General features: G+C 64.2%; 9 protein-coding genes. All 9 read right to left on the reverse strand.

The window, feature by feature from the left end; all coding sequences use genetic code 11:
- Positions 1–61: 61 nt before the first annotated feature.
- Positions 62–2,422: a TonB-dependent receptor domain-containing protein gene (locus tag RQH62_RS08795; protein WP_311268391.1), complete on the reverse strand. Its 2,361-nt coding sequence runs from the start codon at positions 2,420–2,422 to the stop codon at positions 62–64.
- A 38-nt stretch (positions 2,423–2,460) separates the two neighbouring features.
- Positions 2,461–3,291, reverse strand: coding sequence for a fumarylacetoacetate hydrolase family protein (locus RQH62_RS08800; RefSeq protein ID WP_311268392.1), 831 nt, complete (start codon positions 3,289–3,291; stop codon positions 2,461–2,463).
- Positions 3,291–4,199 (reverse strand): VOC family protein, encoded by a 909-nt coding sequence (locus RQH62_RS08805; RefSeq protein ID WP_311268393.1) that lies wholly within the window; start codon positions 4,197–4,199, stop codon positions 3,291–3,293. Before RQH62_RS08805 ends, RQH62_RS08800 begins: the two co-directional genes overlap by 1 nt.
- Complete coding sequence (locus RQH62_RS08810) at positions 4,196–4,627, reverse strand: heme-binding protein (RefSeq protein WP_311268394.1); 432 nt, start codon at positions 4,625–4,627, stop codon at positions 4,196–4,198. Before RQH62_RS08810 ends, RQH62_RS08805 begins: the two co-directional genes overlap by 4 nt.
- On the reverse strand, positions 4,624–6,123 hold the full coding sequence (locus tag RQH62_RS08815; protein ID WP_311268395.1) for a bifunctional 3-(3-hydroxy-phenyl)propionate/3-hydroxycinnamic acid hydroxylase: 1,500 nt from the start codon (positions 6,121–6,123) through the stop codon (positions 4,624–4,626). Before RQH62_RS08815 ends, RQH62_RS08810 begins: the two co-directional genes overlap by 4 nt.
- A 16-nt stretch (positions 6,124–6,139) precedes the next feature.
- Positions 6,140–7,366, reverse strand: coding sequence for an amidohydrolase family protein (locus RQH62_RS08820; RefSeq protein ID WP_311268396.1), 1,227 nt, complete (start codon positions 7,364–7,366; stop codon positions 6,140–6,142).
- Positions 7,367–7,445: 79 nt separating this feature from the next.
- Positions 7,446–8,345, reverse strand: a complete 900-nt coding sequence (locus RQH62_RS08825; protein WP_311268397.1) for a LysR family transcriptional regulator — start codon at positions 8,343–8,345, stop codon at positions 7,446–7,448.
- A complete protein-coding gene (locus tag RQH62_RS08830; RefSeq protein WP_311268398.1) occupies positions 8,345–9,334 on the reverse strand; it encodes a threonine/serine dehydratase in 990 nt (329 codons plus the stop codon). The genes RQH62_RS08825 and RQH62_RS08830 overlap by 1 nt, the downstream gene beginning before the upstream one ends.
- 75 nt (positions 9,335–9,409) lie before the next feature.
- The gene (locus RQH62_RS08835; protein ID WP_311268399.1) at positions 9,410–12,595 is read right to left on the reverse strand and encodes an amidohydrolase family protein; all 3,186 of its coding nucleotides are present in this window, start codon (positions 12,593–12,595) and stop codon (positions 9,410–9,412) included.
- Between the last annotated feature and the right edge of the window lie 20 nt (positions 12,596–12,615).

Below are 12,615 nucleotides of genomic sequence, written 5' to 3' on the forward strand. Positions count from 1 at the left end.
TGCTTCTCCCCTACCGTCATAAAACAAGGGAGGGCGTTGACGACGCCCTCCCTCCTGACGCTCAGAAGCGGCCTTCGAGCGTTACGCCGAAGGTACGCTCGGCTTCGCGCGTGCGCCAGTTCACATAGCCACCGTCGGAGAAGGGCAGGCCCAGAATCGCCGAGTTGAAATCGGTGTTGAACAGGTTGCGGACGAAGCCGCCGATCCGCCAGGCACCGTCCGCATCACCCAGACCGACATTGAGGTTCACCACCTCATAGGCGGGCTGCACGGTGTTCTTGTCGGCCACCGCATTTTGCGTCTTGCTGCGGAAGGAGATGTTCGCCGAAGCATCGAAGGTCAGCGTGTCGGTGATCGGCCGCTCCCAATTGGCGCCCATGACGATGCTGATTTTTGGCGAACCGGGCAGAACATTGCCTGCCGCCTGATAGAGCGGCGTCGCGGTTGTCGAGCCGGGCGCGGTACATTGCGTCGCCGCATTGCCCGCCCGCACGATCACGCCGGGGCACGCCGTTATATAGTCGGTGAACTTCGCATCCGAATAGGTCAGCGAGCTATTGAAGCTGAAGCCCTGACCCGGACGGACCACCGCCTCGATCTCGAAGCCCTTCACTTCCGCGCCACCCGCATTTTCGGTCAGGAATTCCTGGCCGTCGAACACGGAGGTCTGGAGATCCTTATATTTGTCCCAGAAGCCGTTGAGGTTCAGCGTCAGGGTGCGGTTCAGGAACTGCATCTTGGCGCCGGCCGTGATGTCGTTCACCGTCTGCGGTGCGACCGAACTGCGCGTGCCAGTTAAACCGGAGAAGGTGACGGTCGGGCCGAGATAACCGCGCGCATAGGTGGCGTAGAACAGCAGGTCGCGATCCGGCTTATATTCCAGACCCGCGCGGCCGGAAATGTCGGTCTTTTTGGCGGTGCCGGTTTGAAGGGCACGCGCGGCGTAGGGTACCGTGCCCGACGGGGTGAAGCCGTTGGACGGCATCGGCGGCACGAACGGATCGAGGTCGGGATCGACATAGGAGAAGTTGCTGGCCTTCACCTTGTCGCGGGTCAGGCGGCCGCCGCCAATCAGGCTGAGTGTATCGGTGATGTGATATTTGCCGTCGAAGAACAAGGCTGCGCTGTCCGATGTGGTGCGCGTAACATTATAGCCGCCAGTGATCGAGATGGTCGGGAAAGCCGCATAGGGCAGTGCCGGGCTTAGCGTAGCACTCTGGCCGCCGCCAAGGCCGCTCTTCTGCCGCGACAGATAGAGGCCGGCAATATATTCGAGCGGCTGGCCCGATGGCGAGGTCAGACGCAGTTCCTGCGAATAGAAGCGCTTGGTTTCCCCCTTCGATTTGGCGAAGAATTTCTGATAGGGCAGACCATCGATCGCATAGGTGAAAGGCGCTTCGCTGAACTCGCGATAAGCAGTGATGGACGAGAGCGTATAGTCGCCCAGTTCCAGATCCGCCTGAAGCGACGCGCCATAATTTTCGACGTCATAATAGCCTGCACCGTCCTCGATCGACACATTATTGTGCAGGCCCAGCGTCACGCCCAGCGCGGCGAGGTTGACGAAGGGCAAGCCGGCGATGCCACCGGGCGCGGTTTGCGCGTCGGACAGCTTGTTGAGCGTCCAGGTCTGGCCCGGCCCCTTCTGCTTCTGACGCGAATAATCGCCAATCACGTAGACGGAGAAGCCGTCAGTCGGCTCGATCAGCAACTTGGCACGGGTGCCGTAGAAATGCTGACCGCCCCAGCTTTCGTCGCGGACTGTATTCTTGATGAAGCCATCATAGGCGCGATCGAAGGCGTAGATGTTGAGCGCGGCTTTCTGGCCGAGTGGAATGTTCACCGCGCCATGGATATCGCGCTCGTTGAGCGAGCCATAAGACGCGAAAGCGTTACCGTTGAACGCGCCCAACTCGGGCTTCTTGGTGGTAATGTTGATGACACCGGACGACGCGTTCTTGCCGAACTGGGTGCCCTGCGGCCCCTTGAGCACTTCGATCCGCTCCAGATCTCCCAGGCTGTTCACCGGACTGCCGAAGCCGACGACGACGTTATCGACCACCAGGCCGACCGGCGCTTCCGACGCGCTGGTGAAGCCGCCCAACGTGCCGACACCGCGCACGCGGAAGCCGGCATCGTTCGGGGTCGTGCCGAACTGCACGCCCGAGAAGGTATAGGCGATGTTGGTCAGATCCTTAAACCCGGTTGCCGCCAGTTGCTCCGCGCCGATTGCCGACACGGCCAGCGGTACATCCTGCAAACGCTCGGCACGGCGGGTTGCGGTGACGACGATATCGACGCCGCTGGACGGCACTTCGGCCGCTTCCTGCGGCGCGGCGGCGTCCTGCGCAAAGGCGGGCGCGGCGATGGCGAGCGTACTGACGCCCGCCATCGCCAGTATGGACTTGTGGAACTTGCGCATGATTACTCCTCCCCTTCTTATGATTGGGTCGATTGGGCTTATTGTTCGTCGATGATGCGGTTGGTGAGTGTGCCGACTGTGCCGATGCTGATTTCGACCTTGTCGCCGGCCTTCATGTAGAGCGGCGGGGTCCGCTTATCGCCGACGCCGCCGGGCGTGCCGGTGGCGATGACGTCGCCGGGAGCGAGCGGGGTAAAGGCCGTCACATATTCGATCACGGTCGGGATATCCCAGATCATGTCGCCGACCGGCTGGTCCTGAAGCAGTTCGCCGTTGAGGCGAGTCTGGACGCGCAGGGCGTTCAGGTCGTCAATTTCGTCCGGCGTCACCAGCGCGGGGCCGAAGCCGCCGGTGCCGGGGAAAGTCTTGCCCGGCGTGAACTGGATATTGTGCCGCTGCCAGTCGCGCGCGCTGCCATCGTTGAAGGCGGCATAGCCGGCGACATAATTCCACGCCTCGGCAGCTGCGACCTTGTGCGCAGGCTTGCCGATGACGATCGCCAGTTCGCCTTCATAGTCGAACCGCTCGGTCACGGCCGGCTTCACCATCGGCTGACCATCGGCGACCAGGCTGTCGGCATAGCGTACGAAGATCGCCGGATGGGCCTTCTGCTCACGCCCGGTTTCCTTGACATGCTCGGCATAGTTGAGGCCGACGCACAGGATCTTGGCGGGATCGGAGATGACCGGCAGCAGCACGATGTCGGCGGCGGCGAAGGTCGCGCCATCGGCCAGCGCAGCCAGACTGCCATCGGCCAGCGCGGCTTTGAGGCTGGGCGTCGCGTCGGTCGCCAGTTCGACAATGGTTTTGCCATCCAGACGGCCAAAGCTGGGAGTGCCGTCGGGGCGGCGGAAGCTGACATAACGCATTAGTGATTTTCCTCTGTCAGAACATCGAGGGGCTGGGGTTCCCAGTCGCGGCGATGGCGGAACTTCTCTTCAGCGGCGCGCAAGCCGTCGAAATCCTTGTCGGACATGCCCCATTGGTCGATCCGCTTGGCGGGCCAGGTCCAGTCTTCGGGCGCACCCGCCTGATAATCATCGGGCACCTTGTTCACGGCGGTCGAAAATTCGATGACGGGGCCGAAGGGGGCGATAAAATAGGCGAAGACATTGGCGCCCGGACCATGGCGGCCCGGCCCCCAGGCCGGCGCCATATCCTGATCGCGCAGGCGGCCAATGCCACGCATAACGGCGTCCAGATCCTCCATCTCAAAAGCGATATGGTTGAGGCTGGCGAAACCAGCACGAGCAAAAGCCGTGCTGTGGTGCGAGTCATTGCAGCGTACGAACACCATGCCCTTGGTCCGGTCCGACACGCGGAAACCAAGCGCGTCCTCGACCAGATGGCCGGTCGCTTCGGCGTCCGCGCTGTTGAACACAACATGGGTGAGCTTTACCGGCAGATCGGCGCCCTCGATCGGCGCGACTTCGGCCGCATCGACCAGAAAGCGGAGCAGTTCGCCTTCGGCCAGTTCCACGATGATGCCATGACCGCCGCCCAAGTCGTCGGACTTGACGGGCGCGGCAGGCAGACCTGCTTCGATCACGCTGCGCTTCAACTGCTCCAGCCGGTCGGCGGTGCAGACGAAGGTGGTGGAGCGGACATAAGGCTGCGCCGACTCTTCCAGCGCGATCAGGTAGGGGAAGCTGCCCGATCCGCGCAGATAATGGATATCGCCCACGACATCGGCCGGGGCCATGCCCCAGATGTCGGTCAGGAAGGCCGCCGCCGCCGCCGCGCCGGGCAGCGCCAGTTCGATGCTGCGCAACTTCATTTCACATCTCCATGGGAAAGGCCGGCAGCCGATATGCCGGCAATCGCGCAGACTTCGTCGCAATCACCGGTATCGCCGCTGATCCCGACGGCGCCGATCACCGCGCCTTCCACGTCACGGATCAGGACGCCGCCGGGGGACAGAGCGAGCCGACCGCCGGTGGCGGCGGCGACGCTCTGAAAGAAGACAGGGTTGGAGGCGGCACGCGCGGCCAAGACCCGCGTATCCGCCCCCATCCCCAGCGCACCCGACGCCTTCGCCTTCGCGATGTCGAAACGGAACAGGCTGGCGCCGTCCTCCCGCACCATGGCGACCGGATGCGCGCCGGCATCCAGCACCACCACGGCCAGCGGTTGGGCGCCGTCGGTGCGCCCCTTGGCAAGGGCAGCGTCGATGATGGTCCGCGCCTGATCGAGCGTGAGGCTCATGCGGCAATCTCCTGATGAGCGGCACCGGCGATCAGGGCATTGCGCCGGGCGATGAGGTCGGCTGCCTTGCCGGTGCCGAAGACATAATGGTCGGGCCGGACCAGCACTGATTCGACGTTGCGATCAGCCAGCCAGTCGGCGATCGCGCCATCATCGGCCAGTTGCGCAAGGTCGATGACGGTTACGTCGTCGCTGTCGATCACGGTCCGGGTGAAGAGGCGCCAGCCGCCGCCGGTCACATCGTCGAGCAACAGGTCGCCTACGCGCGGCTGGATGAAGCGCTCGCCAGCCCCCGCCGTGCCGGTCGCTACGATGCCCGTCGCGATGGCGGGGATCAGGTCGGCGGCGGTACCCTGCTGCGCGCCCTTGGCGGCTTCGCGCATCTTCGCATCGCGCTCGGCGGCGGCTGCCGGATCGAGCATGCAGATATAGCGGCCAGCGCCCACGGCGGCGGAAATGACAGCGCGGACATGGGGATCGCGCTCAGGCTGATAGCTGTCGAGTAGCGTATCGGGCGCCCGCCCCTTCAGCACCAGATCCAGCTTCCATGCGAGATTGGCGACGTCGCGCAGGCCATGGCACATGCCTTGTCCAAAAAAGGGCGGCGTCTGGTGCGCGGCATCGCCGGCCAGAAAGACACCGCCCTGCCGCCACCGCTCGGCGATCAGACCGTGGAAGCGATAGGTGGCCGCGCGCACCACCTTGTGCGGCACACCGGAGAGATAGGGTTCGACAAGGGTCGCGACTGCCTGCGGCTCCATCATCGCCTGGTCGTCCTCACCCGGCAGCAACATGAATTCCCAGCGGCGATGATTGCCGCGCCCCGGCACGATCGTTGCCGGCCGCCTGGGGTCGCACATCATCACCGACAGCTTCTGAAGGTCGGCGGCTTCCGGCACGCCCCACAGATCGGGGAAGCGGACCGGGCCGTCGACTTCGGCATCGACCACCAACCAGGGTTCTTCGAAATCGAGGTCATTCAGTCGGATATTCAGCGCCTTGCGCACCGCGCTGCGCGCGCCGTCGCAGGCGATGACATAGCGGGCCTGTTCGCTGCGACCGTCCGACAGGCGCAGGGTGACGCCATTGACCTCCTGTTCCAGCCCTTCAAATGCGACACCGAGTTGGACAGTTATATTGGGGTAATCCTTCAGCGCGTCGCGGAGGTGATCCTCCAGTTCGGGCTGATAGAAGAAATAGTCGTTCGACCAGCTGAACGGCCGCGCCCGGCCGACCGTACCCATGTAGCGGATGACGCCATGGTCGGCGCCGACATGCAGATGCCCTTCGGTATCGCGCATGTCGCCAACGACCCGATCGATGACCCCGGCCGACTGGAACAGGCGCATCATTTCATGATCCAGATGCACCGCGCGGGGCAGCGGATAGGGGTGCGCTTCCTGCTCGATCACCAGAACCGAGGCACCGGATTTTCCAAGTAAATTGGCCGCAAAGGCCCCCACCGGCCCGCAGCCGATGATCGCAACATCGAACATGAAAGCGTCTTTCCGGTCAGGCGGTCACAGGCTGGATGACGGGCGCTTTATGCAGCTTCCCGCCAAGCATTATCATATTGATTTTATTTGAGTTTTGCATGATCCGAATGTCCTTGGTAGGATCGCCTTCGATCAGCAGCAGGTCGGCCAGATACCCGGCTTTTACCTGTCCAACTCGTTGTCCCATTAGCTGTCCACCCAGCATGGTGGCGGCGCTCAGGGCTTCGGCCGGGGTGAAGCCGTAATAAGTGACGAAATGCTCCAGATCACGGGCGTTGCGGCCATGGGGATTGAAGGGGAAACCATAGTCGCCACCGGGCAGGATGCGCACGCCCCGTGCCTTGAGCTTGGGCACCAGCGCCTTTTCCAGTTCCAGCCGCTGTGCGCCACTGGCCTTCATCGAGGACATGTCGATATGCGGCGGGGGCGATGCCTCCAGCGCGGCAACGGAGACACCGGGGCCGGGGGCGTAGAATATCTCGTCCTTCTTCGCCGCCATCGCGTCGATCGCGGCATCATCGGCAAAGGAGCAATGATAGAGGATGCGCGCGCCCGCTTCGAGCGCCAGAGTGATGGCGCGCGGCGAATAGGCATGGGTCGCGATCCAGAGGCCCGCGTCCTTCGCCGCCTCGCCAGCCGCCAGCATTTCCTCGTCCGTATAGAGGATATCACCCGACGAACCGGGCTTGAGCGCATCTTCGCCGGAAATGACCAGCTTCAGCGACTTGACCCCTTCCGCCGCGCAATAGGCGACGAAGGCGCGCATCGCCTCGGGACCACGCCCGTTGAACACATCACCCGTCTCGACACCCTCTTCGCCTTCCGGACTACGCTCCAGCGTCGAGGGGACGAGGCGCGGGCCGGGCGTTTCGCCGGCGTCGATCGCGCGGGCCAGTTCGGGTTCGATCTGATCACCCAGCGCGCCGGCCGAATAAAGGCTGGTATAGCCATGGTCGAGTAGCACGCGGGCATTGCGCCAGGCGGCGACCTTCAGCTCTTCGGGCGGCAGGATGAACTGGTGATAGATTTTCTCGACCGAGCTGCCCCAGGTGAGATGGGTATGGGCATCGACCATGCCGGGCATCAGCGTGCCGCCTTGGCCATCGATCACTGTGTCAGCCGTTGCATCGGTGTCAGCGGGCAGGATGGCGGCAATGCTGTCGCCTTCGATCAGGACAGCGCCGGGGACAGAAGCACCGCCCGTTCCGTCGAATATCCGAACATTGCGGATAAGCTGTCGCACCTGAAGTCTCTCCCGTTGTCGTTGTGGAGACGTTATGGACCCGCCCGATCGGAAAGAAAAATAATGATTTTTCGATATGTCATAGCCTAGAACTATGGATAAGCGTGTCGAACAATTCCATTCCCAAGCGGGACAGGCGACCGCCCGACAGTCTGCGCACGCCGATGCTGCGGGCGAATTGCGCTTCCTCAATCGTGATGGCGCGCAGCACGCCGATCGACAATTCGGCCGAGGCCACCTGCATCGGCAGGATGGTGACGCGCTGGCTGCCACGCACCATCGCCTTAGTGGTGAGCAGGGAGTCGCAGCGGATGATGTCCTGCGGCACCGGAATGTCGGCGGCCATGAACAAGGCGTCGACCTGACGGCGGAAGGCGCCGCGTGCTTCGGGTAGTACCCAGCGCATATGTGCCGTGTCGCGCAACGAAAGGCGCGCGGGCATATGATCATTCTGCTTACCCACGATCAGGGCGAAGGGATCGCGGGAGAAGGTGCGCTCCTCTATCCCTTCAGGCGGCTGTTCTATGCCGGTGGTGACGAACGCCAATTCGATTTCGCCGCGATGGAGCATGGCGGCGAGGTCATGGTCGGGCCGTTCCACGACATGCAGCGCGAAGCGGCCGATCCGCGCCTCCATGCGACGCACGGCGTCGGGTAGCAGGCTGACCAGCGCGCCGGGCGTACCGCCCACGCGTAGCGGGCCGGTGACACCAACGCTGGCCAGTTGCACTTCAGTCTGCACATCCGCCATCAGGCTGTCGATCGCTTCCGCCCGGCGCAGCAACGCTTCGCCTTCGGGCGTCAACTGGATACCGCTGCGCGAGCGTTCGAACAGGGATATGCCACCCAGCGACTGTTCCAGTTGCGCGATCGCATTGGAGACGGATGGTTGGGAAATATTGAGCGCCCGCGCGCCGCCGCTGATGCTGTTGGCGCGGCACACCGCCAGGAAGGTGCGGATGGCGCGCGGGTCGATCATCAGCCGGCGGCCCCCACGATGGCGGCATAGGTTGCTGGGTCGACATTGCTGCCTGACATGACCACCACGCTGGCGCCCTCGCAGGACGGCGCGAGGCCGCTGAGTATGGCCGCCAGCGCGACCGCGCCGCCCGGTTCCACCACCAGCTTCAGCGTAGAGAAAGCGAAGCGCATGGCGTCGCGCACCTGATCGTCGCTGACCACCAGACCGCCGGACAACAGCGCCTGATTGATCGGGAAGGTCATGGCGCCGGGGCTGGGCGCCATCAGCGCGTCGCAGATGCTGCGCGCATCGGGCGACACCGTTTCGCGCCGGCCGCTGGCGAGCGAGCGGGCGGTATCGTCAAAATCCCCCGGTTCGACCGAGTAGAGCGCGATGCCCGGCGCGCGCGTCTTGACTGCCGTGGCGATACCGGCGGTCAGGCCGCCGCCGCCGCAACAGACAAGGATCTGGCTGACATCCGCGCCTGCTTCCGCCGCCTGATCCAGGATTTCAAGGCCGGTCGTCCCCTGCCCTGCGATGATGAAGGGATCGTCGAAGGACGGCACCAGCACCGCACCCCGCTCCTGCGACAGGGCTGTGGCGATTTCCTCGCGACTTTCCTTATGGCGATCATAGGTCACGATCTCCGCGCCGAGCACACGCGTGTTGGCCAGTTTGATCGCGGGCGCATCGGCCGGCATCACGATAGTCGCCGGCATACCGAGCAGCTTCGCAGCGGCGGCTACCCCCTGCGCGTGATTGCCCGACGACCAAGCGACGACGCCCGCCGCCCGCTCACGATCGTCAAGCCGCGCGAGGCGATTATAGGCGCCGCGAAACTTGAACGATCCGGTGCGTTGCGCTCCTTCGAACTTCAACAAGACGCGACGCCCCACCCGTTCGTTAAGCGCATCATTTTCAAGCAAGGGCGTGCGGATCGCGGCAGGCGCGATGATCCGGGCGGCATCGGCAATATCGGCGAAGGTGATGACGGGCGACTGGTCCATGCGCTGCTCCTGTTTGCACCCTCGGCTCTAGCCGCAGGCCGGGTCGAGGAGAAGCGCCAACCTTGCGCCAGTGGCCTACTCGCCCTTACCCTCGGCGGCGAACCAAGTCTCCGGCGCCTTGTCGGAGCGCGGCGCTATCTCGTCCAGCGTCATCGGATCATAGAGGCGGCCATTCTTCATAACTGCGCTGATCTTCATGGCATTAGCGATGTCCACGAGCGGATCGGCGTCGAGGATCAACAGGTCGGCGAACTTGCCCGGCTCCAGGCTACCGACGTCATCGCTATGGCCGATGACCTCTGCCGATCCGATCGTCGCAGCCTTCAAGGCTTCCATCGGCGTCGCGCCGCCGGCGACGAGGGCCTGCATTTCCCATTGATAGCCCAGCCCCTGCATTTCGCCATGGCTGCCGATGCCGACCAGGCCACCGGCGCGCTGGATGGCGACGGCGTCGGCCGCGATCTGCTGCCAGCTTTGCGCTTCGGGCGGCATCCAGTGGCGATTACGCAACTTCTCGCTGACGATGCCGGACGGCACGAAATGGGTGAATTTCGGATCGTCCTGCGGGCGTTTGTTGATAATATAGTCAAACAGCATCGGCGTGGTGCCATAGGCGACGATGATCGTCGGCGTGTAGCTGGTGCGGCTCTGCGCAAAGAGGCGGACGATATCCTCATGCAGCGGTGCAACCGGGATGCTGTGTTCATTACCCGAAAAGCCGTCGATCGCATGGGTGAGGTTGAGCACCATGTCGCTGGCGCCTTCGGTCGTGGGCATCATGCCCAGATCCTTCGCGGCCTCGACCATATATTGCCGCTGGGCGCGGTCGCCGATCATGTAGCTCTTGATATTCCGCGTGCGATAATGGTCGCGATAGCGGGTGAGGACGTCGATCGCGTCCTGCTTGCTGTGGATTTCGGCGTTGACGAAGACGCCCGGCCCGGTCGACCAGGCGCGCGGACCGCGCATCATGCCGGCGTCGATCATGTCCTGATAGGCGAAGACATCGGTGGTGAAGGGCTGGACGTCCAGCCCGGATGTGACGCCATAGGCCAGATTGGCGGCGAAGTCCCAATGGCCGCGCTCCTGAATAGCGCGCCTGATCTCAAACCAATGGGCATGGGTGTCGATGAAGCCGGGGACGATATATTTGCCGCTGACGTCGCGGACGGTGGCATCGGCGGGAATGGCGACCGAGCCGGACGGGCCGACCGCGACGATGCGATTGTCGGTGATGACGATATCGGCGTTGGCGATCGCGTCCTGCCCGCCGGCCATCGGCATCACGGTCGCGCCGCGCAGGACAAAGCTGCCCTTGGGTATATCGCGCGGTACCTCGACCGGGAGAGCGAAGCTTTGCGCGGTCGTTTCACTGCCGCCGGACAGGGCCTGCACGGTGGGGAGGCGGCGGAAGGTCGCGCCGACCGACCAGGTGACGGTCGCGCCCTTGTCCGCCCAGTCTGTGAAGTCGGCGCCGATGCGGGTCAGCTTCGCCCTGGCGACAATGGGCGCGGACAGGTTGATCGTCGACGGTTCGCTGCCATTGGCAGGCGGGACGTCGAGCAGATAGACCTGACTGAAGGATTTGACGAGCGCATGATGGCCATCCGGGCTGAGGCGGACTTCCTCGACCGGCGCGGGGCCGGGGAAATATTGGCCGAGGCCGGGGGCGAGCACGCGCAGTTCGACCTGCGGGTCGCCGCCCGATAGCGGCACCGAGTTGACGCCGGCGGGGCTGTAAAAGAGCAGCCGGCCATCGTCCGCGAAATGCGGCAGGCGTGCGCCCATGGCGTGGGTGATGAGGGCGGCGGGGCCACCCTGCGCCGGCAGGCGGATGACGTCGGTCGGGCGTGACGGGTCGATTTCCGACACGGCGCGCAGCCGGTCATAGTGGTTCGCCCTGAGCGCGACCACGTTCCTGCCGTCCGGGGTGAAAATCGGTTGCGTGTAATAGGCCGGCAACTGGGTCAGCCGCCTGGGCTTGCCGCCGCTGGCCGGGATGGTCCAGACATGGCCGCCATCCTTTGCGGTCCAGCTGACATAGGTGATGGTGCGGCCATCGGGCGACCAGGCAGGCTGGAAGGCGTCTTCAGCGATGATCTTTCGTGGCGTCGCACCGGTTGCCAGATTTTGGACGTAGAGGCCGCCCAGCGCGGTGAAGGCCACGTTCTTGCCATCCGGCGACTGACGTGGCGCCTGCACCACGCGGACGCGGACCGGGCCATCCTCCTCCTTCTGGCGGACGCGGGTGAGCGGGCCGAGGCCGAGTTTCACTGGCGCGGTGAAGGGAATGTCCGTGCGCACGCCGCTGGCGATGTCGAGCCGGACCAGCTTGCCGTTCACGCTCATCAGCAGCGCCTTGTCGCCCGGCATGAAGGTGAAGCGCGGCAGAAGATCGGCATAATAGCCGCCATCCTGCCCGTCCCGATCGATCGGGAAGGCAATCCATCTGTCGTCGCCCGTGTCCATATTGCGCAGGCGCAACCCGTCCGTCTGCCCTTTGCGGCTGGCGTAGGCGAGCAGCCTGCCATCATGCGACAAAGCTGGACGCATCGCGCCGCCGGCAGACTGGATGACGGTTTCATCCTGCCCGGTCTTCAAGTCGCGGCGCGAGATCGACCAGTTGGGCAGGTCGTTTTCGGTCCAGGTATGGCCGCGCTTGGTGGCATAATAGAGCATGCGGCCATCGGGCGCGGCGACGGCGCCCATGGCGTTCATCTTCGCATCCCAATTGTCGGGCGAGCCAGCCTTGGTGATCTGGATGCCGCTGCCGGCGTCCTTGTCATACATGAACAGTTCGAAGGCGAGGATGGCATGGACGGTGCGCGATACGGTGACGAACCGACCATCCGGCGACCAGGCGGGCGAGGTGTAGATGGCGACGGTGGTGTCGTGGGACAGTTGCTTTAAGCCAGTGCCATCGACATTGGCGATCCAGAGGTTGGTGACGCCCGACCGGTCGGAGATGAAGGCGAACTGCTTGCCGTCCGGCGAAAAGACGGGATTACGCTCGAACGCCATGCCGGTGAGCAAGGGCCGCGCGGTGCCGCCTGCGGCATCCAGCGCATAGATGTCGCCGAGCAGATCGAACAGGATCGTCCTGCCGTCCGGCGATATATCCGGCTGCATCCATGTGCCTTCCTGCGCGTCATAGCTGAGCGTGCGGGTCGGCTGGAGGCTGAGGCTGTCCTTGTCCTGCGCGTGGAGGGCGGGCGCGGCGATGGAGGCGGCGGACAGGAGCAGGGCGGCAAGGAAACGCATCTCGGCCTTTCTGGCAGGAA

It is taken from the genome of Sphingobium sp. WCS2017Hpa-17 (genome assembly GCF_031843765.1).
In the GTDB taxonomy this organism is placed as follows: Bacteria; Pseudomonadota; Alphaproteobacteria; order Sphingomonadales; family Sphingomonadaceae; genus Sphingobium.

Bases quoted from the DNA above. Each gene is read 5' to 3' on its own strand.
- RQH62_RS08835 (WP_311268399.1), bottom strand. From the start codon at position 12,595: ATGCGTTTCCTTGCCGCCCTGCTCCTGTCCGCCGCCTCCATCGCCGCG.
- RQH62_RS08825 (WP_311268397.1), bottom strand. From the start codon at position 8,345: ATGATCGACCCGCGCGCCATCCGCACCTTCCTGGCGGTGTGCCGCGCC.
- RQH62_RS08795 (WP_311268391.1), bottom strand. From the start codon at position 2,422: ATGCGCAAGTTCCACAAGTCCATACTGGCGATGGCGGGCGTCAGTACG.
- RQH62_RS08800 (WP_311268392.1), bottom strand. From the start codon at position 3,291: ATGCGTTATGTCAGCTTCCGCCGCCCCGACGGCACTCCCAGCTTTGGC.
- RQH62_RS08815 (WP_311268395.1), bottom strand. From the start codon at position 6,123: ATGTTCGATGTTGCGATCATCGGCTGCGGGCCGGTGGGGGCCTTTGCG.
- RQH62_RS08830 (WP_311268398.1), bottom strand. From the start codon at position 9,334: ATGGACCAGTCGCCCGTCATCACCTTCGCCGATATTGCCGATGCCGCC.
- RQH62_RS08805 (WP_311268393.1), bottom strand. From the start codon at position 4,199: ATGAAGTTGCGCAGCATCGAACTGGCGCTGCCCGGCGCGGCGGCGGCG.
- RQH62_RS08810 (WP_311268394.1), bottom strand. From the start codon at position 4,627: ATGAGCCTCACGCTCGATCAGGCGCGGACCATCATCGACGCTGCCCTT.